Below are 22,738 nucleotides of genomic sequence, written 5' to 3'. Positions count from 1 at the left end.
ACTCCGTGATCCGCTACGCGCTCGTCCGAGGGGCCCTGCTCGTCGCAGGGCTCCTCGTGTCGAGCGTCATCATCTTCCTCACCCTCCGCGTGTTCCCCGGCGACGTCGCTCAGCTGATCGCGGGGACCCAGGCGTCGCCCGCCGAGGTCGAGGCCCTGCGCGAGTCGCTCGGACTCAACCGTCCGCTGCCCGCGCAGTACGCGGAGTGGATCGGCGGCCTCTTCCGCGGCGACCTCGGGACCTCCCTGCTCTCGGGCGCATCGGTCGGAGAAGAGCTCGCGCAGAAGGCGCAGGTGACGGTGCCGCTCGGCATCCTGTCGCTGCTCATCGCCGTGCTGATCGCTGTGCCCTTCGGCATCCTCGCGGCTCTGCAGCGCGGTCGACGGGCCGGGACCGCGCTCAGCGTGGGCGCCCAGGCCCTGGCCGCCGTACCCGTCGTGTGGGCGGGCATGATGCTGATCGTCGTCTTCTCGGTGTGGCTGGGCTGGCTCCCCCCGCAGGGCTTCCCGCGCACCGGCTGGAGCACCCCGGGCAAGGCGCTCGAGTCGCTGCTGCTCCCGGCGCTGACGATCGGCATCGTGGAGGGCGCAATGCTCATGCGGTTCGTCCGCAGCGCCACCCTCCAGGCCGCCGGCCAGGACTTCGTGCGCACGGCGGCCGCGAAGGGCCTGACCCGGACGCGAGCGCTCGTCTCGCACGGCATCCCGGCCGTCGGACTGTCGATCGTGACGGTACTCGGCCTGCAGGTGGCCGGGATCATCGTGGGCTCGGTCGTCATCGAGCAGCTGTTCACCCTCCCGGGCATCGGCCGCATGCTCGTCACCGACGTCGGCACACGCGACCTCGTCAAGGTGCAGAGCGAGCTGCTGGTCCTCACCGGGTTCGTGCTCGTCGTCGGATTCGTGGTCGACCTCGTCCACCGCGCCATCGACCCGCGGCAGAGGGAGGCCTGATGTCCGACTGGTTCGCCCGGCTCTGGCGCAGCGGCACGGGACGCTTCGGGGTGATCGTGGTCGCCGTCATCGCCGCGACCGCCCTCCTCTCGCTCTTCTGGACGCCGTTCGATCCCCAGGACTCCGATCTGCGGTCTCGCTGGGCGACGCCGAGCTGGCCGCATCTGCTCGGCACCGACGACACCGGTCGCGACATCCTCAGCCTGCTCATGGCCGGAGCCCGCACCACGGTCTTCGTGAGCGTCGGCGCCGGGCTGGTGGCCACCGTGGTGGGCATCGCCCTTGCGGCGCTCGGCGCCCTCACCTCGCGCTGGCTGAGAGAGACCGTCGCCGTGCTCGTCGACATCCTCATCGCCTTCCCCGTGCTGCTCATCGCCATGATGATCTCCTCGGTCTGGGGCGGCTCTCTGTGGGTCGTCATCTGGTCGGTGGGCATCGGCTTCGGCGTCAACATCGCCCGTGTCACGCGGCCCGAGCTGCGGCGCGTACAGCAGAGCGACTTCATCCTCGCGGCGCGGGCCGCCGGCCTCACCGCCGGCCAGAGCCTCGTGCGCCATCTGCTGCCGAACGTGGCCCCGGTGTTCATCGTCCAGCTGTCGTGGTCGATGGCCGTCGCGGTGCTGGCCGAAGCCGGCCTGTCGTACCTGGGCTTCGGAGCCTCGGTCGTCGAGCCCAGCTGGGGTCTGCTGCTCTCCGATCTGCAGCGCTACATCGGCGTGCACCCGCTCTCGGTGATCTGGCCAGGACTCGCGATCACGATCACGGTGCTCGCGCTGAACCTCCTCGGCGACGGGCTCCGCGAGGCCACCGACCCGACCCTGCGGCATCGGGCCGCCGAGACGCACACTCCGGCGGTGGTCGCATGAGCCTCGAGGTCGACGGTCTCGTCGTCGAGATCGACGGGCGCCGTGTGGTCGACGGCGTCTCGTTCGCGGTCCCTGACGGTGCGAGGCTCGGTCTGATCGGCGAGTCCGGATCGGGCAAGTCCCTCACCGCCCTCGCCGTGCTCGGGCTGCTCCCCGACGGCGCGACCGCGAGCGGCAGCGTCCGGTGGAACGGCACGGAGCTGATCGGGATGCCGGATCGCGAGCTCGCCCGACTGCGCGGCGATGAGATCGGCATCGTGTTCCAGGAGCCTCGCACCGCGCTGAACCCGATTCGCACCGTGGGGAGGCAGATCGCCGAGTCGATCCGCATCCACGAGGGCATCGGTCGCAGGCAGGCGCGGGAGCGCGCGGTGCAGGAGGCGGCACGGGTGCGTCTGCCCGACCCCTCATCGATCATCGACCGCTACCCGCACCAGCTGTCCGGCGGCCAGCGGCAGCGCGTCGCCATCGCGATGGCGCTCGCCTGCCGGCCGCGTCTGCTCATCGCCGACGAGCCGACGACGGCGCTCGACGTGACCATCCAAGCCGAGATCCTGTCGCTGCTGCTGTCGCTCGTCGCGGACCAGGGCATGTCGCTCGTGTTCATCACCCACGATCTCGCCGTGCTCGCTCACGTGGCCACGCACGGCGTCGTGCTGGAGCACGGACGCGTCGTCGAGCAGGCGCCCGTCGCCACGCTGCTCAGCGCACCGACCTCGCCGATCACGCAGGGGCTGCTGCGCGATGCGACCGCGACCCTGTGGCGCCCGGAGGGAGGGACCCCATGAGCCTGATCGAGGCCCGTGGTCTGAGCCGCGACTTCGTGGTCCCCCGGCGTGCCGCGTTCGAGCGCGCACGACGGCAGACGGCGCTGTCCCCCACCGACCTCGATGTCGCCGAGGGGTCCTCGGTCGGCATCATCGGCGAGTCAGGCTCGGGCAAGTCGACGCTCGTTCGGCTGCTGCTCGGCCTGGACACGCCGACGACCGGCACGGTCGACGTCGGAGGCAGGCGCGTCGACGCCACGGCATCCGCTCGTTCCCTGCACTGGCTCCGCCGTGAGACGGGTCTCGTGTTCCAGGATCCGTACGCCTCGCTCGATCCCCGTATGACGGCGGGGCAGATCATCCGGGAGCCGCTGTGGGCCCTCGGCATCGAGGGCGACCATCCGGCGCGGGTGCGGGAGGTCCTCGGGCAGGTCGGTCTGGACCCGGAGACGGCAGAGCGGTACCCGCACGAGTTCTCCGGCGGTCAGCGCCAGCGCATCGCGCTCGCCCGTGCGATCGTGCACCGCCCGCGGATCCTCGTCGGCGACGAGCCGCTCTCGGCCCTGGACGTCACGGTGCGGGCGCAGATCCTGGACCTGCTGATCGAGCTGCGGCGCACGACCGACCTCACGCTGCTGCTCGTCTCCCACGACATCGGGGTGGTGCAGAATCTCTGCGACACCGTCGTGGTCATGAAGGACGGACACGTCGTCGAGAAGGGTCCGACGGCCGATGTGCTGCTGCGGCCCACCCAGGACTACACCCGCGCTCTGCTGGCGGCGATCCCCGTCATCCCCCGCCCCGAGCCCTGAGCGGGCACGACGCGGTGTCAGCGGGTTGCTGGTCCCCCGAAGAGTCGCCGACGCTTGGTCGGCTTCAGCGCTCGCCGCATGTAGACCGTGCCGAGGTCTCGGCCGAACTTGTGCCCGACGCGACCCATGCGCCCGGCCTCGACGAACCCGAGCCGCTCGTGCAGTCTGATCGACGCCTCCGCCTTGCTGTCGCTGATCACGGCGACCATCTCCCGGATGCCGAGCTGCTCGCAGGCGTCGATGAGCGCCTGCAGGAGCGCCTTCCCCAGTCCTTTTCCGCCGGCACCTGGGCCGAGGTAGATCGAGTCCTCGACCGTGTACCTGTACGCGTTCTTCCCCGCCCACGGCTGGGCGAGCGCGTATCCGAGCACGACGCCCGAGGGCGACACCGCGACGAGGAACGGCAGGCCCAGCCTGCTGAGGAACGCGAACTTCTCCCGCCAGTACGGGATGCTGCTGCGCCGTTCGTCGAGCGTCACGACCGAGTTGCTCACGAAGTGGTTGTAGATCTCCCGGACGTGCCCCAGGTCGGCCGAGCGCGCGGGTCGGATGCTGTACGAGAAGACGTCCGGCGCCTGCTGCGGGCGCAGATGGCGCGGCAGGACGCGACGACGGTCCCCCGGCTCGAACTGCATGCGATCAGCTTAGGGGCCGCTCCCCCTCGACGCGCCAGTCGACCGGTTCGGCACCGAGCTCTGCGAGCAGCGCATTCGCGCGGGAGAACGGCCGGGAGCCGAAGAAGCCGCGGCTCGCCGACAACGGCGACGGGTGCGCCGAGGCGATGACGGGGGTGTCTCCGAGGAGCGGCTGCAGATTCGCGGCATCCTTCCCCCAGAGGATCGCGACGAGCGGCCGGTCGCGCGCGACGAGGGCGCGGATCGCGAGCTCGGTGACCTTCTCCCAGCCCCAGCCGCGGTGCGAAGCGGCCTCGCCGGGACGCACGGTGAGCACCCTGTTGAGCAGCAGGACCCCCTGATCGCTCCACGCGGTGAGATCGCCGTGCGGCGCGGGCGGGAGGCCGAGGTCGCTCTCGCGCTCCCGGTAGATGTTGCCGAGACTCCGCGGGAGCGGGCGCACGTGCCCCTCCACCGCGAACGAGAGCCCGATGGGATGCCCGGGGGTCGGGTACGGGTCCTGCCCGGTGATCAGCACCTTCACGTCGCTGAGCGGGCGCTGGAACGCCCGCAGCACGTCACCGCCCGCGGGGAGGTACCCGCGCCCCTCGGCCTGCTCGGAGCGCAGCCGCTGCCCCAGCGCGGTGATCGTGTCCTGCTCGGGGGCGAGGGCGTCGGCCCATCCCTGGTCGATGACGCCGTCGGCGGCGAGTTGGGCGAGGGTCCGCGCCGTCATCGCTCGTCGACCATGCGCACGCGGAGCGGCCCCCGCGCCAGCAGGTGGTTCGCCGACTGGGCGACCGGTCGCATCGTGACGAGGTCGAGGTTCACGTGTCCGGGCGCGTCGAGCGCGTACGCGATCACGTCGGCAACGTCCTCGGCGAGCAGCGGCTGCTCGACACCCGAGTACACGGCCTCCGCAGCCGCCTTGTCGCCGCCGAGGCGATTGAGGGTGAACTCCTCGGTGTGCACGAGGCCCGGTGCCACCTCGGAGACGCGGATGGGCTCGCCGTTGAGCTCGAGGCGCAGAGCGTGCACGAGCATCGACTCAGCGGCCTTCGCGGCGTTGTAGCCCGCGCCGCCCGGGTAGGCCACCTGCGCGGCGGTCGAGGTCACGAAGAGCGTGTCGGCGTGCCCGTCGACGGCCGCCGCCCGACGAAGCAGCGGAAGCAGCCCTGCGACCAGACGCTGACTCGACAGCACGTTCGCGTCGAACATCCACTGCCAGTCGGCGATCGACCCGTCCTCGACGCGGTCCGTGCCGCGCGCACCGCCGGCGACCTGCACCAGGGCGTGCACCGGACCCGTGGCGTCGAGCTCCTCGACGAGGGCGGCGACGGCATCCGCGTCCGTGAGGTCGCAGGCGATCGCGGACGCGCCGGTCTCCGCCACGAGGGTGGCGAGCCGGGCCTCACGGCGGGCGACGCCGACGACGTCCCACCCTCGGGCGCGCAGTGCGCGCACCGTCGCCTCCCCGATCCCCGAGCTCGCCCCTGTCACCACTGCACGCCTGTTCGCCATGCCCTCCACCGTACGATGTTCCGCAGGAAAACGCGGGCGCACACTGTTACGTCACATTTCCCGGTCATTGTTGACACGCAACGATCTTCCGTACTGTCGCTGCAAGGCATCAGCCGCACCGACCTTCCGACCGTTCCAGGGGGAACACATGTCCGCACCCGAGACCTGGCGTTTCGAGACCAAGCAGATCCACTCCGGCGCAGCGCCCGACCCGGTCACCAAGGCCCGCGCGACGCCGATCTACCAGACGACCTCGTACGTGTTCGACAGCGCGGACCACGCGGCGAACCTCTTCGCCCTCGCGGAGTTCGGCAACATCTACACCCGCATCCAGAACCCGACCCAGGACGTCCTGGAGCAGCGCCTCGCGGCCCTCGAAGGGGGCACCGGCGCCCTCGTGCTCTCCAGCGGCCAGGCGGCGTCGACGTTCGCGGTGCTGAACATCGCCCAGGCCGGCGACCACATCGTGTCCTCCAGCTCGATCTACGGCGGCACGTACAACCTCTTCAAGTACACGCTCGCGAAGCTCGGCATCGAGGTCACCTTCGTCGAGAACCAGGACGACCCCGAGGAGTGGCGTCGCGCGGTCCGACCGAACACGAAGCTGTTCTTCGCCGAGACGATCGGCAACCCGCAGATCAACATCCTCGACATCCGCACCGTCGCCGACGTGGCCCATGAGGCGGGCGTGCCGCTGATCGTCGACAACACGATCGCCACCCCGTACCTGATCCGTCCCTTCGAGCACGGCGCCGACATCGTCGTGCACTCGGTCACGAAGTTCCTCGGCGGACACGGCACCACCATCGGCGGCGTCATCATCGACGGCGGCACGTTCGAGTGGTCGAAGAACGTCGACAGGTTCCCCGGTCTGACCGAGCCCGACCCCTCGTACCACGGTGCGAGCTACACCACCGCCGTCGGCGATCCGCTGGCCTACATCATCAAAGCCCGCGTGCAGCTGCTGCGCGACCTCGGCTCGTCGATCGCTCCGCAGAGCGCCTGGAACCTCATCCAGGGCATCGAGACGCTGTCGCTGCGCATCGAGCGCCACGTGCAGAACGCGCAGGAGATCGCCGAGTGGCTCGACGGGCGCGACGACGTCGCCAGCGTCAACTACTCCGGTCTGCCCTCGTCCCCCTGGTACGCGGCAGCCAACCGCTACGCACCGAAGGGCGTGGGTGCGGTGCTGTCGTTCGAGCTCAAGGGCGGCGTCGAGGCCGGTCGCAAGTTCGTGAACAGCCTGTCGCTGTTCAGCCACCTCGCCAACATCGGCGACGTGCGCTCGCTCGTCATCCACCCGGCGTCGACCACGCACGCCCAGCTGACGCCCGAGCAGCAGCTCACCGCCGGTGTCACGCCGGGCCTGGTGCGCCTGTCGGTGGGCATCGAGAACATCGACGACCTCAAGGCCGACCTCGACCAGGCGCTGGCGGCGGCCCGCCGGGTGTCGGAGGCTGCTCGCGCCTGATCCGCGTGCTCCGCAGAAGTGCCCCGGGCCTCTCCCGGGGCACTTCTGCGTTCGGCGGGCGTACAGCCGCGACCATCGAGAATGGAGATCCCCGCCCGGAGGAGCATCATGACTGACGTCGCAGCGCCGACCGCCGCCCGCTCTCGTCAGCGGACCGCCGCCCGGGCGATCGCCGTGAGCGCGGCGGGGATACTGCTCGCGACCCTCGCGGTGTGGGTTCCCGGCATCGTCGGCACCGCGGCATCCGTCGTCCTCCCCTGGCTGGGGCTCCTCCTGGGGCTCCTCGTCGTCGTCGCGCTCGTGCGCGCCCGCCGTCTGCTGCTGCTCCTGCTCCTCCCCGTTCTCGTCTGGCTGCTGGCGCTCCTCCCCACCGCCCCTGGGTTCGCGACGACGACCGACGCGCCCACGCTGCAGGTCGTGAGCCAGAACGTGCGCGCGCACTCCGGCGGGGCCGCGTCATCGGCCGAGGAGATCGCCGCGTCCTCCCCCGACGTCATCACCCTCACCGAGCTCGACGGCGACAGTCTCGCAGCGGCGCGCTCCGCACTCGACGAGCGATACCCGCACTCGTACGCCGTCGGAACGGTCGGGGTGTGGAGCCGTTATCCGCTGACGAGCGCCGATGCACTCACCCTCGGCCTCGATTGGAAGCGCGCGCTGCGCGTGACCGTGCAGACGCCGGATGCCGACGTCGTCGTGTACGTGCTGCACGCCGCCTCCGTGCGCCCCGGCCAGCAGCAGGGCCGCGACACCATGCTCGCGAACCTCGCCGACCGGGTCGCCTCCGATGAGGCCGCCGCCGTCGTCGCCGTCGGCGACTTCAACGCCGCGTCGGCGGATCCCGCCCTGGGCGCCCTGCGAGGACGGCTCGACTGGGTCAGGCCGACCGACGGCACCCTCGGGTTCACCTGGCCGGCCGCGCTGCCGCTCACCCGCATCGACCAGGTGTTCGCGCGCGGCCTCGACGTCGTGTCGTCCGGCACGATGCGGGCCGGTGAGAGCGACCATCTCGCCACCGTGACGACGTTCGGCCTCTGACCGCGGCCGGTGCGACGACGCTCCCGGGCGGCGTAACGTTCCGTCGCCGCCGCATCCGTCACGGGAGAATGGAGACATGGACTGGCAGACGACCTCTGAAGACACGGTGCCCTCGGCACCCGTGACGGAGGCCGACGTCCGGCTGCTCCGCGCGCGACCGCCCGCGACCGGCGCGTGGCGCGACGGCGACCCCCTCGGCGGTCGCCGCTTCGCCTCCTTCGGCGCATTCCGCACCGAGAGCGGAGCCGAGCTGCCCGGCATCCGTCTGGCTTTCGAGTCGTGGGGAGAGCTCAACGCCGCCCGAGACAACGCGATCCTCGTGCTGCACGCGCTGACGGGCGACAGTCACGTGCGCGGCGAAGCCGGCGCCGGCCACCCGACCGCGGGGTGGTGGGAGGACATCGTCGGCCCCGGGGCAGCGCTCGACACCGATCGCTGGTTCGTGATCGCACCGAACATGCTGGGCGGATGCCAGGGATCCACCGGCCCCGCGAGCATCGCGCCGCGCGGCACGGAGTGGGCGTCCCGCTTCCCGTACCTGACGATCCGCGATCAGGTCGCTGCTCAGGTGCGCCTCGCCGACGCTCTCGGCATCGACACGTGGGCCGCCGTGATCGGCGGTTCCATGGGCGGCATGCACGCGCTGGAGTGGGCGGCCACCCATCCCGAGCGCGTCGAGAGGCTCGCCGTGCTGTCATCGCCCCCGGTCACCACGGCCGACCAGATCGCGCTGAACACCGTGCAGCTCGAGACGATCCGCATGGATCCGCGCTACCTGGGCGGCGAGTACTACGACCTCTCCGACGGGGACGGGCCCCATCGGGGACTCGCCCTCGCGCGACGGATGGCTCTGCTGAACTACCGGAGCCCGATCGAGCTGAATCAGCGGTTCCAGCGGTCATGGCAGTCCGATGTGTCGCCGCTGGGGCACGGCGGCCGGTTCGCGGTCGAGTCGTACCTCGACTTCCACGGCAACAAGTTCACGCGGCGGTTCGACGCGAACAGCTACATCACCCTGGTCGAGGCCATGAACTCGCACGACGTCGGTCGCGATCGCGGCGGCGTCGAGGCGGCGCTGGCGGCCGTGACAGCGCGCACGCTGGTGCTCGGCATCGACAGCGACCGGCTCTTCCCCATCGACGGCCAGCACCGGATCGCTCGCGGCATTCCCCACACGATCGACGGAGACGAGGCCGTGGTGCTCGTGAGCGACTTCGGCCACGACGGCTTCCTCATCGAGACGCAGGCCGTGGGGGCGCATCTGCGCCGACTGCTCGCGGCGTGACGCCCGACGCGCCGCTCAGCCCTCGCTGAGCGTCCAGGGCAGGGACCGGGTGTCGAGACGCAGGTCCTCCCAGGCGAAGACCGCGCCGTCCCCTTCCGCGAGGACGCGCGTCGAGAAGTGCCTCGCCGCGCCCGCCCCGGCGAGCGCCTGATCGACGGATTCGGTCGCGCTGAGCTGGTTCAGCGTCATCCAGGTCGGCGGGAACAGCGTCCACTCCCCCGTCGCGTGATGCGCGAGCGCCTGTGCGGGGCTCACCCAGCGCGCGTCGACGACCTCGTCGGCCGAGAGACGCAGGTCTCCCGCCGGGGCCGCGGCGAGGAAGAACCAGGTCCTGATCCGCACGGGCGCCTCGACCGGCGGCTGCCACCGCGACAGGACGACGACATCCTCCACCGTGAGACCGACCTCCTCCTCGGTCTCGCGGATGCCCGCGCGCCGCGCCCGGTCGACCTCGTCGTCGCCCGCCCTGCGATCCGACTCCTCGACCTTGCCGCCGGGGAAGACCCAGGCATCGGCGAACGAGCCGCGACCGGGCCGACGCACGAGGAGCACCTCGATCCCGTCAGCGCGATCGTCGACGGTCGCTCCGGGTCGCAGCAGTACGACGGTGCCCGCGACGGGAAGGTCATCGAGATCGGTCATCCCGTCACTCTACGGGCGCGGTCTCGGACCGGGGAGGAACGCCGACTCCGGGGTCGGGCACCTGATCAGGAGACGAGTGCCGGACGCCGCGCGTCGGCGCGGTAGGCGATCAGGGCGATCAACAGACCCGCGAGCGCCAAGGCCGCGCCCGTCCACGACGGAGCGGTGAAGCCCCACCCGACGGCGATCACGACGCCGCCGAGGAAGGCGCCGAGGCTGTTGCCGATGTTCAGGGCCGAGTGGTTGATGGCCGCGGCGATCGACTGGTTGTCGCCGGCGACATCCATGAGCCGTGTCTGGATGGTCGGGCTCAGCGCTGCCGAGACGAAGCCGACCACGAGCACGAGCAGCGCGAGGGTGACGATCCACGCCGAGAGCAGTGCGAGCAGCACGAACACCCCCGCCATGGCCGCGAGGCCGAACAGCAGCGTGCGGCGCAGGTCGATGTCGGCGAGGTGGCCGCCGACGAGGTTGCCCACCGTCATTCCGATGCCCATGAGGACGAGCACGATCGGCACCACCCACTCCGGCGATCCGGCGACCTCGGTGACGAGCGGGGCGATGTAGCTGTACACGGCGAAGAATCCGCCGAAGCCGATCGACCCGATGCCGAGCGTGAACCAGACCTGAGGGATGCGGAACACCCCGAGCTCCTGCCTCATGGTGCGTCCCGGCGTCCCCGGGTGCTCCGGGACGAAAAGGAGGATGCAGATCGTGGCGATCGCGAAGACGAGGGCGACAACGCCGAACGCCGCTCGCCACCCCCACTGCTGGCCGAGGAACGTGCCGAGGGGCACGCCCACGACGTTCGCGACCGTGAGGCCGGTGAGGATGAACGCCACGCCCTTGGCGCGGTTGCCCGGACCCATGACCTCGGCGGCGACGAGAGCGCCGATGCCGAAGTAGGCGCCGTGCGGGAGACCGGCGAGGAAACGCGAGACGCCGACGAGCTCGAACGTGGGCAGCACGACGGTCAGGGCGTTGAAGACGGTGAGGGCGAGCGCGAGGCCGATCATCACGCGGTGCCGCGGGAACCGTGCGACGAAGCCCGCGATCGTGGGAGCCCCCACCACGACACCGAGCGCGTACAGCGAGATCAGCCAGCCGGCCTGGCCGAGAGCGTCCTCCTGGCTGCGCGCCCAGAGCCCGGGCAGCAGCTCGCCGGCGATGTTGGGCAGCAGGCCCATGATGACGAACTCGGTCATGCCGATGCCGAAGCTGCCGATGGCGAGGGAGAGGAGCGCCCACTTCGCCGCACCCCTCGATTCAGTCGAGGGATTCACCGGATCAGCTTAGCGGCTGACGCCGACGCCGGATCGCCGGTCAGTCGTGCGCGTCGTCGATCGCGGCCTCGAGCCGCTCGATCTTCGCGTCGAGCTCGCCCGAATACCCGGGCCGGATGTCGGCCTTGAGCACGAGCGACACCCGGGACCCGAACGGCATGACGGCCTCGGTCGCGCGCTTCACGACATCCATGACCGTGTCCCAGTCGGGTCCCTCGATCTCGGTGAACATGCTCGTGGTGCGGTGCGGCAGCCCGGAGGCGCGCACGACGCGGACGGCGGCGGCGACGGCGTCGTGAACGGACGCGTCGGCGCGGTCCGAGCCGTCGGAGGGGGTGCCGCTCGGGGCGACGGAGAAGGCGATCAGCATGGGTTCACTCCCTGATGGTGGACGATCGGTGGGCGGGCACCTGCACGAGCGCGCGGATGCCGACGACGAGGAGCACGACGAGCAGAGCGTTGCGCAGGGTGAGGACGAGGACGGGCACGAGGTCCGCCCGCAGCAGAGCGTCGTAGTTCAGCGGGTACACGAGGCACGTCAGTGCGCACAGCGCCAGAACGATGACGGCGGGGGTCGTCGCCCTCGACCGGTCGAGGACCAGCCAGAGCACCACCGGGGCGATCAGCCAGGTCTGGAACTGCGGCGATCCGACCTTGTTGAGCACGATCAGCGCCACGACGAGGGAAAGCACCAGGGGAGGCAGGAGCCGGGAGACGGATGCTCCGCGCATCGCCGCGCGCGCACCGATCGCCGCGAGCGCGACGACGAGCACGAGCATGAGGGGCGTCAGCACCGCACCGACGGCCTCCGCACCCGGGGCGCCGATCTGGAAGGTCAGGATGTCGAAGCTGTACTCGATGCGCGCCGTACCGGCGACGGCGAGCCACAGGAACGGCGTCGCCGCCACCGCCTCGATCTGCAGTCCGCGCCCGGTCTGCTCCGTGAGGAAGCCGAAGATCTCGGAGTCCGCGCCGAGGACGAGCAGCCCGCCGACGATCGCTGCGGAGACCGCTGCCGCCGTCAGTAGCATCCGCATCCGGGTACTCGCGGCCACGATCGCCGCGGCGAGCAGCGCTCCGGGCCAGATCTTGATCCACGCGCCGATTGTGAGCAGCGCCGCGGCGACCGCGGGCCGGCGTGTCAGCCAGAGGCCGCCGACGACGGCGATCGGCACCGTGATCGCGTCGATCCGGTACAGCGCGATCGGGCCGAGCAGCAGGAGCGCCGCGACCCAGAACCACGCTCCGAGACGGCGTGGCCGCGAGGGCGATCGTCCGACCAGCGCAGCGAAGGCGAGCGCGTCGAGAGCGGCGACGAGTGCCGCCCATGCCACCAGGTAGGCGCTGGACACCCCCAGGGCTCCGACGAGCGGCGCCGCGAGCAGCTTCGCCGCGAGCATCGGCACGAGCGCGAGCTGCGGGTACACCCAGGTCTCGGTGACGCCGACGATCGGCCCGCCTGACAGCGCCGCGGCCGACCAGGGCTCGTACACGAGGACGACATCGCCCATCGGCTGGCTGGGGTACACCCAGCCAGCCACGGCGGTGATGACGTGCACGGCGAGGAACGCCATCCACAGCAGCACGACGTGCGCCGACCCCCCTCGGCTCATGCCAGGAGTTCCGCGATGACGACGGGTAGGGCCTCGGCGACGTCGAGAGCGACGATCGGGCGGCCCGGTCCGTCCGCATCCTCCGGGATGCCCGCAGCACGTCGACCGGCGTGCCCGTGCAGCCACGCTCCCGCCGCGGCGACCTCGGCGACGTCGGCATTCGGATTCGCAGCGAGCAGCGCGCCGAGCACTCCCCCGAGCACGTCCCCGGTTCCCGCCGTCGATAGCCACCCGGTCCCCGCCTCGACCGCGATGACGCCACCGTCGGGCGCGGCGACGAGCGTGCGCGCGCCCTTGAGCAGCACGACCGAGCCGACGGCCGCAGCCGCAGCGGCCGCGGCGCGCGATCGGTCGGAATCCTCAGCCACGCCGAGGCGACGCTGGAGACGCGCGAACTCGCGCCCGTGCGGAGTGAGCAGCGTCGGGGCACGATCGCCGGCGGGTTCCAGCGCGACGTCGGCAGCGAGGTCGAGCGCCCCGGCATCGACCACGACGGGTTCGGCGCCGCGGAGGATCTGTCGCAGCTCCCGCTCCTCCTCGACGGTGCGGGATGCGGCATCGGTCCCCGACCCGATCACCCAGGCGCCGACCCGGGCGCCCACCGCGTGCGAGCCGACCACGGTCTCGGGCCTGCGCGCCAGCACGGCGTCGGCCGCGCGGCCCTCGCCGATGTAGCGGACGAACCCGGCTCCCGTGCGCCACGCGGCCTCGACGCCCAGCACCGCGGCGCCGGGGTAGGCGGGCGACCCCGTGCGCAGACCGACGACGCCGCGCGAGTACTTGTCGTCATCGGCGCCCGGCACCCGCAGGAATCGGGCGGTGTCGCCGCGGGACCACTCACGCGCATCGGACATGCCTCCACGTTAGTGCGATGGGCCCGGGGCGAGCACCAGCGTCGTAGCGTGGTGGGGTGAGCATCCTCTTCTCCCCCGTGACCTTCCGTTCCGTCACCCTCCGCAACCGCCTCTGGGTGTCGCCGATGTGCATGTACAGCGCCGTCGACGGCGTCGTGCAGGAATGGCACCACACGCACCTCGCCCAGTTCGCCTCCGGCGGGGCGGGTCTCATCGTCGCCGAGGCGACCGCCGTGGTCCCCGAGGGGCGAATCTCCCCGCGGGATGCCGGTCTGTGGAACGACGAGCAGCGCGACGCCTGGACGCCGATCGTCGACGCGATCCATGCTCGCGGCGCTGCAGCGGGTGTGCAGCTCGCCCACGCTGGTCGAAAGGCCTCCACGTGGTGGCCGTGGGCCGGAGCGCGCGGCTCGGTGCCGGCGGACGACGGCGGCTGGATCACGACCGCGCCGTCAGCCGTCGCGTTCGAGGGCTACGCCACGCCGACCGAGCTCGACGAGGCCGGAATCGACGCCGTCGTCGACGGATTCGTCACGGCATCCCGCCGAGCGATCGACGCGGGCTTCGACGTGCTCGAGCTGCACGGTGCGCACGGGTATCTGCTGCACCAGTTCCTCTCCCCGCTCTCGAACCGACGGACCGACGCGTACGGCGGATCTCTCGAGAACCGGGCGCGCCTGCTGCTGCGCATCGTCGACGCCGTGCGCCGCGAGGTCGGAGACGGCGTGCCGCTGTTCGTGCGCATCTCGGCGACCGATCACGCCGAGGGAGGATTCACGCCGGGTGAGGCCGCCACCGTCGCGGCGTGGGCGACCGAGCACGGTGCCGACCTCATCGACGTGTCGAGCGGCGGACTCGTCGCCCACCAGCAGATCGCCGTGCACCCGGGGTACCAGGTGCCGCTGGCCGAGACCGTGCGGCAGGGCGGTCGCATTCCCGTGTCGGCGGTCGGTCTCATCACCGCGGCGGAGCAGGCGGAGCAGGTGCTCGCCGAGGGCTCGGCCGACGCGATCTTCGCCGGGCGCGAGTGGCTGCGCGATCCGCACTTCGGCCTGCGGGCGGCGCACGAGCTGGGCGCCGACATCGCCTGGCCGCCGCAGTACGAGCGCGCGCACTGGCGCTGAGGCACCGCCGGACACGACGGCGGCCCCCCGGATCATCCCATCCGGGGGGCCGCCGTCGCTGCAGGTCAGTGCCCGCGGACGCGCCTCGTGGCGTCCTGCACCTCGCCGACGAGCTCCTCGAGGATGTCCTCCAGGAACAGCACGGCGGTCGTGCGGCCCTCGCGGTCGCGCACCTTCGCGAGGTGGCGGCCGGCGCGGCGCATGACGGCGAGCGCATCCTCCAGGTCGGTGTCCTCCTGCACGGGCACCATGTGGTGGATCCGCTTGGCGGGCAGCGGCTCGAAGAGCTTCGCCTCGGCCTCCGGACCGTCCGACGCGCGCAGGATGTCCTTGAGGTGCACGTACCCGACGGGCGCCTCCTCCTCGTCGACGATCACGTAGCGCGAGAACCCGTAGCGGGCGACCGCCTTCTCGATGTCGTCCGGAGTGGTCGTCTGCGGCAGCGTCACGAGATCGCCGAGGGGCACGGCGACGTCCCTGGCCTTCTTGTCGGTGAACTCGACGGCTGCGGCGACCGCACCGGCGGCGTCCATGAGCACGCCCTCACGGCGGGACTGGTCGACGATCGTCGCGACCTCGTCCAGCGTGAAGGTCGACGCCGCCTCGTTCTTCGGCTCGACACGGAACAGCCGCAGCACGCCGTTCGCGGCGGCGTTGAGCACCCAGATCACCGGCATGAACGCCTTCGACACCCACACCAGCGGCGGCGCGAGCAGCAGCACGGCGCGGTCGGGCACCGAGAACGCGAGGTTCTTCGGCACCATCTCGCCGAACACGACGTGCAAGAACGACACGATCAGCAGGGCGATCGCGAAGGACACCGTGTCGACCACGGCATCCGACCAGCCGATCGCATGCAGAGGGGCGGCGAGCAGGTGGTGGATCGCCGGCTCCGACACGTTCAGGATCAGCAGCGAGCAGATCGTGATGCCGAGCTGCGACGTGGCCAGCATGAGCGTGGCGTGCTCCATGGCGTACAGCGCGGTCTTCGCGGAGCGGGAGCCCTGCTCGGCGCGCGGCTCGATCTGCGAGCGCCGGGCGGAGATCACGGCGAACTCCGCGCCGACGAAGAAGGCGTTGGCGACGAGGAGGACCACGAGCCAGGCGATACCAGCCCAATCGCTCATCGGGTCACCTCACCCTCGACGTCGGTCGTACCGGGGACGTAGCGGATGCGGTCGACGCGGCGTCCGTCCATCCTCACGACGTGCAGTGTGCCCGTGTCGAGCGACACCTCGTCTCCGACGACCGGCACCCTCTCGAGGACGCTCATCACGTAGCCGCCGACCGTGTCGTACACATCGCCCTCCGGGACGTCGACGCCGGCGCGGCGTCGCAGCTCGTCCGGACGCAGCTCACCCGGGAAGGTGATGCCGTCGCGCCCGGTGATGACCCCGGCGCGTGTGCGGTCGTGCTCGTCGGACACCTCGCCGACGATCTCCTCGACGAGGTCCTCCAGGGTCACCAGGCCGGCGGTGCCGCCGTACTCGTCGACCACGACCGCCAGCTGGTAGCCGCGTGCCCGCAGCTCGGCGACGAGTCCGTCGACGTGCGCCGTCTCGGGCACCCGCAGCGGTTCGGTGGCCAGCGCCCCGGCCGGCACCTCGGACCGGCGATCGCGCGGCACCGAGATGGCCGCCTTCAGGTGCACGACCCCGGTGATGTCGTCGAGGTCCTCGCCGTAGACGGGGAACCGGCTGTGGCCGGTGCGCCGCGCCATCCGCAGCACCTCGTCCGCCGGGTCGGCCGCATCGATCGCGTGCATGCTCGGCCGCGCTGTCATCACGTCGGCCGCGGTGAGCCGCGAGAACGTCAGCGTCCGGTCGAGCAGGGTGGCCGTGTCGGCCTCCAGCACGCCGGCGCTCGCGGAACGACGGACGAGCGAGGAGAGCTCCTCCGCGGTGCGCGCGCCGGACAGCTCCTCCTTCGGCTCGATTCCCATGCCGCGCAGCACGCCGTTCGCCGATCCGTTGAGCACGACCACCGCCGGCTTGAAGACCGTGGTGAAGGCGACCTGGAACGGCACGACGAGCTTGGCGGTGTGCCGCGGCAGAGCGAGGGCGAAGTTCTTGGGCACGAGCTCGCCGAGGATCATCGACAGGGCCGTCGCGATCAGCATCGCGACGACCGTGGCGATCGGCGCCACCGTCGCCTCGGGGAAGTTCCAGGCGACGAGCGTCGGGCGCAGCATGTTCGAGATCGCCGGCTCCATCGTGTACCCCGTCAGCAGCGTCGTGAGAGTGATGCCGAGCTGCGCGGCCGACAGGTGCGTGGACGTGTGCCGCAGAGCGCCGATCGTCATGGCGAGGCGGGTCTCCCCGCGGGCCTGACGGGCCTCGAGCTCCGCACGGTCGAGATTGACGAGTGCGAACTCGCTCGCGACGAACAGGCCGGTGCCGATCGTGAGCAGGAGCCCCACGCCCAGCAGGATGTAATCCATCACAGGTTCCCCTCACGGATGAGAGGCGGGCGGTGGGGCGAGGTACTGCAACTGGGAGGGTCGTCCATAGTGAGCAGAATAATACGGGATCCGACCCTCGTCCGGGCCGTCACCAGCTGACGGGGAGCGCCTTGCCCTCCTCGTACCCGGCCGCGGACTGCAGCCCGACGAGGGCCCGCTCGTGGAACTCGGGGACCGACGACGCGCCGGCATACGTGAAGGACGAGCGGACGCCCGAGGTGATCATGTCCAGCAGGTCCTCGACGCCAGGGCGCAGCGGGTCGAGATAGATCTTCGACGACGAGATGCCCTCGGCGAACAGCTCCTTGCGGGCGCGCTCGTAGGCGTCGAGACGGCCGAATCGCGCCTGCACGGCCTTGGTCGACGCCATGCCCCACGACTCCTTGAACACTCGCCCCTCGGCATCCGACTGCAGCTCCCCCGGCGCTTCGATCGTGCCGGCGAACCACGAGCCGATCATGACGGATGCCGCGCCGGCGGCGAGCGCGAGGGCGACGTCACGCGGATAGCGCACTCCCCCGTCCGCCCACACGTGGGCGCCGAGCGCGCGAGCGGCCTCGGCGGTCTCGAGCACCGCGGAGAACTGCGGGCGGCCGACGGCCGTCATCATGCGTGTCGTGCACATGGCCCCCGGGCCGACGCCCACCTTGAGGATGGACGCCCCGGCCTCGACGAGGTCGGCCACGCCGTCGGCGGTGACGATGTTGCCCGCGACGATCGGGATGCCGAGGTCGAGGTCGGCCACGGCGCGCAAGGCGTGCAGCATCCCCTCCTGGTGACCGTGCGCGGTGTCGACGACCAGCACGTCGACGCCCGCCCCGGCGAGCGCGCGCGCTTTGGCGGCGACGTCGCCGTTGATGCCGACGGCGGCCGCGACGGCGAGGCGGCCGTCCGCGTCGACGGCAGGTCCGTACAGGGTCGAGCGCAGCGCGCTGCGGGCGCTCAGCGTGCCGACGAGGTGTCCGTGCCTCGTCACCGTGACCATCTCGACGCCCGCCTCGGTGATCACGTCGAAGGCGTGTCTTCCGGATCCGATGTCGTCGGCGTCCAGTGACGGCGTGCCCGCGTGCACGAGATCACCGAGCTGCGCGTCGGGCAGCGCGGTCGCGAGCCTGGCCGCCGGGAGGATGCCGAGGATCCGCTCCGCATCGTACGGCGCGTCGCCCCTGGCGACGACGACGCCGTGCCCGGGGGCGGCGGGGAACAGACGCAGTGCGTCCGAGACCGAGGCCTCGGGCGGCAGCACCACGGGGGTGTCCCACAGCACCGGCTGGGCCTTCACGTCGCGGATCGCCGCGTCGAGGTCCTGCAACGGGAGGTCCTGCGGGAGCACGCCGAGACCGCCGCGCCTGGCGAGCACGGCCGCGAGGCGCGGACCGGTGACCGAGTTCATGTTCGACGCGACGAGCGGCAGCGTCGCCGGCGTTCCGTCCAGCGGGGCGAGATCGACCTGCAGCCGGCTCGTCACCGCCGAGCGACGCGGCACGAGGAAGACGTCAGAGTAGGTCAGATCGACTGAGGGGGCTGCGCCGGAGAACTCCATGACTCCACGGTACCGAGATCGACCGGACGCGGGGGCGTCGCCTGGACGATCCGCCGCGGAAACACGTTAGGCTTGATGGTCGAGAGTGTGCGGGCCCGGACGCATCCTGACGTCCTGATGCGCACACGTGGAATTCAGCGATGAAAGAGGGCGATCGAGCGTGTCGAACCAGGTGACCGGCGTCAGCGGCGACGGGGGGTTCGGAGCCAATTCCTGGCTCGTGGAAGAGCTCTACGAGCAGTTCAAGGTCAACCGCGACTCCGTCGACAAGGAGTGGTGGCCGATCCTCGAGAAGTACCACTCCGATGCCGCGTCCGGCACAGCGCCGGCGGCACCCGAGGGCGCACCCACGACCCACCCGGTGACCGCACCCATCCCCGTCATCGGCGCCCAGCCCGTCGCACGGACCACCGCGAAGCCCGCCGCAGCGGCTCCGATCCCCGCCCAGGCCCCCAAGCCCGCGGCCAAGGAGCCCGAGGAAGCCGCCGAGGAGGACAAGGTCACGCCGCTCCGCGGACTGCCCAAGACCCTCGCCGCGAACATGGACGAGTCGCTGACCGTCCCGACCGCGACCAGCGTCCGCACGATCCCCGCCAAGCTGATGATCGACAACCGCATCGTCATCAACAACCACATGGCACGCACGCGCGGCGGCAAGATCAGCTTCACGCACCTCATCGGCTGGGCGCTCATCCGCACCCTCGACGAGTTCCGCAGCCAGAACGTCTTCTACGCCGAGATCGACGGCAAGCCTTCGGTCGTCGCACCCGCGCACGTGAACCTCGGCATCGCGATCGACCTGCCGAAGCCGGACGGCACCCGTGCCCTCATGGTCCCGAGCATCAAGCGCGCCGACACCATGACCTTCTCCGAGTACCTCACCGCCTACGAGGACCTCGTCACCCGTGCCCGCAACAACAAGCTCACCGCGGCCGACTTCCAGGGCACGACGGTCTCGCTCACCAACCCGGGCGGCATCGGAACGGTGCACTCGGTGCCGCGTCTCATGAAGGGCCAGGGCTGCATCATCGGCGCCGGTGCCCTCGAGTACCCGGCGGAGTTCCAGGGCGCGAGCCCGAAGACGCTCAACGAGCTTGCCATCGGCAAGACGATCACACTCACCAGCACCTACGACCACCGCGTCATCCAGGGTGCCGGCTCGGGCGAGTTCCTCAAGAAGGTGCACGAGCTGCTCATCGGCCAGCGCGGCTTCTATGACGACATCTTCGCCGCTCTGCGCATCCCGTACTCCCCCATCCGCTGGAACCCCGACATCGCCGTCGACCTCGCCGAGCGCGTCGACAAGCAGTCCCGAGTGCAGGAGCTCATCAACTCCTACCGCGTGCGCGGCCACCTGATGGCCGACATCGACCCGCTCGAGTACGTGCAGCGCTCGCACCCCGACCTCGAGATCGAGAGCCACGGTCTCACGTTCTGGGACCTCGACCGCGAGTTCGTCACCGGAGGCTTCGGCGGGCGGCGCGTGGCCAAGCTGCGCGACATCCTCGGCGTGCTCCGCGACTCGTACTGCCGCACCCTCGGCATCGAGTACATGCACATCCAGGACCCCGAGCAGCGCCGGTGGTTCCAGGAGAAGGTCGAGGTCAAGTACCAGAAGCCCGGCCACGACGAGCAGCTGCGCGTGCTGCGCAAGCTGAACGAGGCCGAGGCCTTCGAGACGTTCCTGCAGACGAAGTTCGTCGGACAGAAGCGCTTCTCGCTGGAGGGCGGCGAGTCGCTCGTCCCGCTGCTCGACGAGATCCTCCAGGGTGCGGCGACGGCCGGCCTCGAGGGCGCCGCGATCGGCATGGCGCACCGCGGCCGCCTCAACGTGCTGACGAACATCGCCGGCAAGACCTACGGCCAGGTCTTCCAGGAGTTCGAGGGCACCCAGACCCCGGGCAACCAGCGCGGATCGGGTGACGTCAAGTACCACCTCGGCACGCAGGGCACCTTCGTCGCCGACGACGGGTCCGAGCTCCCCGTGTACCTGGCCGCGAACCCCTCGCACCTCGAGACCGTCGACGGCGTGCTCGAGGGCATCGTGCGGGCCAAGCAGGACCGCAAGCCGATCGGCACCTTCACCTGGCTGCCGATCCTCGTGCACGGCGACGCGGCGTTCGCCGGACAGGGCGTCGTGGTCGAGACGCTGCAGATGTCCCAGCTCCGCGGCTACCGCACCGGCGGCACGGTCCACGTGGTCGTGAACAACCAGGTCGGGTTCACCACCCTCCCGAACGACTCCCGCACCTCGGTGTACGCCACCGACGTCGCGAAGACGATCCAGGCTCCGGTGCTGCACGTGAACGGCGACGACCCCGAAGCCGTCATCCACGTCGCGCAGCTCGCCTTCGAGTACCGCGAGCGCTTCCACCGCGACGTCGTGATCGACCTGGTCTGCTACCGCCGCCGTGGCCACAACGAGGGCGACGACCCCTCGATGACGCAGCCGCTCATGACCGACCTGATCCAGGCCAAGCGCTCGGTCCGCAAGCTGTACACCGAATCGCTCGTCGGCCGCGGCGACATCACCGAGGAGGAGTACGACCAGGCGAAGGCGGACTTCCAGAACCGGCTCGAGATCGCGTTCGCCGAGACCCACGCCGCCGAGACCGGCGCGACCCCGGTCGTGTCCGAGCAGGCGCCGGTCGATGAGCAGGTCGGAGCCCCCGAGGTGACCGGCGTCTCGAACGAGGTCATCCAGCTGATCGGCGACGCCTTCGTCAACAAGCCTGAGGGCTTCACGGTGCACCCGAAGCTGCAGCAGCAGCTCGAGAAGCGCCTCGACATGAGCCGCAACGGCAACATCGACTGGGGCTTCGGCGAGCTGCTGGCCTTCGGCTCCCTTCTCGTCGAGGGCACGCCTGTGCGCCTCGCCGGTCAGGACTCGCGACGCGGCACCTTCGTGCAGCGGCACGCGACCCTGCACGACCGCGCGAACGGCCAGGAGTGGCTGCCGCTGTCGAACCTCTCCGACTCGCAGGGGCGGTTCTTCGTCTACGACTCGCTGCTCAGCGAGTACGCGGCGCTCGGCTTCGAGTACGGATACTCCGTCGAGGCTCCCGAGGCTCTCGTGCTCTGGGAGGCTCAGTTCGGCGACTTCGTCAACGGCGCCCAGTCGGTGATCGACGAGTACATCTCCGCGGCCGAGCAGAAGTGGGGGCAGCAGTCCAGCGTCACGCTGCTCCTCCCCCACGGCTACGAGGGCCAGGGACCCGACCACTCCTCGTCGCGGATCGAGCGCTTCCTCCAGATGTGCGCGCAGGACAACATGATCGTCGCGCGCCCCTCGACCCCGGCGTCGTACTTCCACCTGCTGCGCCGTCAGGCCTACGCGCGTCCGCGCAAGCCGCTCATCGTCTTCACCCCGAAGGCCATGCTGCGTCTGCGCGGCGCGACCAGCCCGGTCGAGGCGTTCACGCAGGGCCGTTTCGAGCCCGTGATCGACGACACCCGCGAGCTGGACCGCACCGCCGTCAAGCGCGTGCTCGTGCACTCGGGCAAGGTGCACTGGGACCTGCGTTCGGAGCTCGAGAAGAACCCGAACCCCGAGATCGCACTCGTCCGGCTCGAGCAGCTCTACCCGACGCCGATCGACGCTCTCAAGGCCATCACCGACTCGTACCCGAACGCGGAGCTGGTGTGGGTGCAGGAGGAGCCGGAGAACCAGGGCGCCTGGCCGTTCCTCGCGCTCGCTTTCGCCGACGTCCCGGGAGACCGGACCTTCCGTCCGATCTCGCGTCCGGCCTCGGCGTCTCCCGCCACGGGTTCCTCGAAGGTGCATGCCGCCGAGCAGGCGAAGCTGCTGCGCGACGCACTGACGATCGCCTGATCGGACCAGAGCCCGGAGCTGACGCACGAAGGGCGCCGCGACCTCGGTCGCGGCGCCCT

At 70.9% G+C, this 22,738-nt stretch carries 20 protein-coding genes; 9 read left to right on the top strand and 11 right to left on the bottom strand.

Annotated elements, in window-relative coordinates:
* Positions 1-5: 5 nt before the first annotated feature.
* The 4 genes from RAC69_RS11320 to RAC69_RS11305 are packed head-to-tail and all read left to right on the top strand — an operon-like array spanning position 6 to position 3,398.
* On the top strand, positions 6-953 hold the full coding sequence (locus tag RAC69_RS11320) for an ABC transporter permease (protein WP_341934883.1): 948 nt from the start codon (positions 6-8) through the stop codon (positions 951-953).
* A complete protein-coding gene (locus RAC69_RS11315; protein ID WP_375086897.1) occupies positions 953-1,819 on the top strand; it encodes an ABC transporter permease in 867 nt (288 codons plus the stop codon). The genes RAC69_RS11320 and RAC69_RS11315 overlap by 1 nt, the downstream gene beginning before the upstream one ends.
* Entirely contained in the window at positions 1,816-2,607 is a 792-nt protein-coding gene (locus RAC69_RS11310) for an ABC transporter ATP-binding protein (protein ID WP_375086896.1), read from the top strand. Before RAC69_RS11315 ends, RAC69_RS11310 begins: the two co-directional genes overlap by 4 nt.
* The gene (locus RAC69_RS11305) at positions 2,604-3,398 is read left to right on the top strand and encodes an ABC transporter ATP-binding protein (RefSeq protein ID WP_375086895.1); all 795 of its coding nucleotides are present in this window, start codon (positions 2,604-2,606) and stop codon (positions 3,396-3,398) included. The genes RAC69_RS11310 and RAC69_RS11305 overlap by 4 nt, the downstream gene beginning before the upstream one ends.
* Before the next feature lie 17 nt (positions 3,399-3,415).
* Here the strand turns inward: RAC69_RS11305 and RAC69_RS11300 are convergent, their stop codons facing one another.
* From RAC69_RS11300 to RAC69_RS11290, 3 genes are read right to left on the bottom strand one after another with little or no spacing between them, the layout of a single operon-like run.
* Positions 3,416-4,033 carry an N-acetyltransferase family protein gene (locus RAC69_RS11300; protein WP_341934887.1) on the bottom strand — a complete coding sequence of 206 codons (618 nt, stop codon included), beginning with the start codon at positions 4,031-4,033 and terminating at the stop codon, positions 3,416-3,418.
* 4 nt (positions 4,034-4,037) lie between these two features.
* Positions 4,038-4,748: a uracil-DNA glycosylase gene (locus RAC69_RS11295; protein WP_375086894.1), complete on the bottom strand. Its 711-nt coding sequence runs from the start codon at positions 4,746-4,748 to the stop codon at positions 4,038-4,040.
* A complete protein-coding gene (locus tag RAC69_RS11290; protein WP_375086893.1) occupies positions 4,745-5,533 on the bottom strand; it encodes an SDR family oxidoreductase in 789 nt (262 codons plus the stop codon). Before RAC69_RS11290 ends, RAC69_RS11295 begins: the two co-directional genes overlap by 4 nt.
* A 148-nt stretch (positions 5,534-5,681) precedes the next feature.
* On the opposite strand from RAC69_RS11290, the gene RAC69_RS11285 reads away from it, so the two are divergent.
* The 3 genes from RAC69_RS11285 (at position 5,682) to RAC69_RS11275 (ending at position 9,327) form a co-directional block, all read left to right on the top strand.
* Positions 5,682-7,004 carry a bifunctional o-acetylhomoserine/o-acetylserine sulfhydrylase gene (locus RAC69_RS11285; RefSeq protein ID WP_375086892.1) on the top strand — a complete coding sequence of 441 codons (1,323 nt, stop codon included), beginning with the start codon at positions 5,682-5,684 and terminating at the stop codon, positions 7,002-7,004.
* Positions 7,005-7,112: 108 nt separating this feature from the next.
* On the top strand, positions 7,113-8,042 hold the full coding sequence (locus tag RAC69_RS11280) for an endonuclease/exonuclease/phosphatase family protein (RefSeq protein WP_375086891.1): 930 nt from the start codon (positions 7,113-7,115) through the stop codon (positions 8,040-8,042).
* 76 nt (positions 8,043-8,118) lie between these two features.
* Positions 8,119-9,327 carry a homoserine O-acetyltransferase gene (locus RAC69_RS11275; protein ID WP_375086890.1) on the top strand — a complete coding sequence of 403 codons (1,209 nt, stop codon included), beginning with the start codon at positions 8,119-8,121 and terminating at the stop codon, positions 9,325-9,327.
* Between the two features lie 15 nt (positions 9,328-9,342).
* On the opposite strand, the gene RAC69_RS11270 is transcribed toward RAC69_RS11275, so the two are convergent.
* The 5 genes from RAC69_RS11270 to RAC69_RS11250 all read right to left on the bottom strand — a co-directional run bounded on the left by RAC69_RS11270 (position 9,343) and on the right by RAC69_RS11250 (position 13,719).
* Entirely contained in the window at positions 9,343-9,969 is a 627-nt protein-coding gene (locus RAC69_RS11270; RefSeq protein WP_375086889.1) for an NUDIX domain-containing protein, read from the bottom strand.
* A 65-nt stretch (positions 9,970-10,034) separates the two neighbouring features.
* The gene (locus RAC69_RS11265; RefSeq protein ID WP_375086888.1) at positions 10,035-11,252 is read right to left on the bottom strand and encodes an MFS transporter; all 1,218 of its coding nucleotides are present in this window, start codon (positions 11,250-11,252) and stop codon (positions 10,035-10,037) included.
* Positions 11,253-11,292: 40 nt separating this feature from the next.
* Positions 11,293-11,622, bottom strand: a complete 330-nt coding sequence (locus RAC69_RS11260) for a thiamine-binding protein (RefSeq protein WP_341934895.1) — start codon at positions 11,620-11,622, stop codon at positions 11,293-11,295.
* A 4-nt stretch (positions 11,623-11,626) separates the two neighbouring features.
* On the bottom strand, positions 11,627-12,865 hold the full coding sequence (locus RAC69_RS11255) for a hypothetical protein (protein ID WP_375086887.1): 1,239 nt from the start codon (positions 12,863-12,865) through the stop codon (positions 11,627-11,629).
* Complete coding sequence (locus RAC69_RS11250) at positions 12,862-13,719, bottom strand: NAD(P)H-hydrate dehydratase (RefSeq protein WP_375086886.1); 858 nt, start codon at positions 13,717-13,719, stop codon at positions 12,862-12,864. Before RAC69_RS11250 ends, RAC69_RS11255 begins: the two co-directional genes overlap by 4 nt.
* 56 nt (positions 13,720-13,775) lie before the next feature.
* Here RAC69_RS11250 and RAC69_RS11245 point away from each other — a divergent pair, with 56 nt between their 5' ends.
* A complete protein-coding gene (locus tag RAC69_RS11245) occupies positions 13,776-14,843 on the top strand; it encodes an NADH:flavin oxidoreductase/NADH oxidase (protein ID WP_375086885.1) in 1,068 nt (355 codons plus the stop codon).
* Positions 14,844-14,908: 65 nt separating this feature from the next.
* Here the strand turns inward: RAC69_RS11245 and RAC69_RS11240 are convergent, their stop codons facing one another.
* The 3 genes from RAC69_RS11240 to RAC69_RS11230 all read right to left on the bottom strand — a co-directional run bounded on the left by RAC69_RS11240 (position 14,909) and on the right by RAC69_RS11230 (position 18,847).
* Positions 14,909-15,970, bottom strand: coding sequence for a hemolysin family protein (locus tag RAC69_RS11240; RefSeq protein ID WP_375086884.1), 1,062 nt, complete (start codon positions 15,968-15,970; stop codon positions 14,909-14,911).
* Positions 15,967-17,283: a hemolysin family protein gene (locus RAC69_RS11235; RefSeq protein ID WP_375086883.1), complete on the bottom strand. Its 1,317-nt coding sequence runs from the start codon at positions 17,281-17,283 to the stop codon at positions 15,967-15,969. The genes RAC69_RS11240 and RAC69_RS11235 overlap by 4 nt, the downstream gene beginning before the upstream one ends.
* A gap of 109 nt (positions 17,284-17,392) precedes the next feature.
* Positions 17,393-18,847 (bottom strand): GuaB1 family IMP dehydrogenase-related protein, encoded by a 1,455-nt coding sequence (locus tag RAC69_RS11230; protein WP_375086882.1) that lies wholly within the window; start codon positions 18,845-18,847, stop codon positions 17,393-17,395.
* Positions 18,848-19,007: 160 nt separating this feature from the next.
* Between RAC69_RS11230 and RAC69_RS11225 the strand changes: the two genes are divergently transcribed.
* Positions 19,008-22,679, top strand: coding sequence for a multifunctional oxoglutarate decarboxylase/oxoglutarate dehydrogenase thiamine pyrophosphate-binding subunit/dihydrolipoyllysine-residue succinyltransferase subunit (locus RAC69_RS11225; RefSeq protein WP_375086881.1), 3,672 nt, complete (start codon positions 19,008-19,010; stop codon positions 22,677-22,679).
* Positions 22,680-22,738: the final 59 nt, after the last annotated feature.

The organism is Microbacterium sp. LS_15 (genome assembly GCF_041954735.1).
GTDB lineage: Bacteria > Actinomycetota > Actinomycetes > Actinomycetales > Microbacteriaceae > Microbacterium.
Note: the sequence above shows the minus strand (reverse complement) of the source record. Positions and strands in the feature narration are given on the sequence as shown.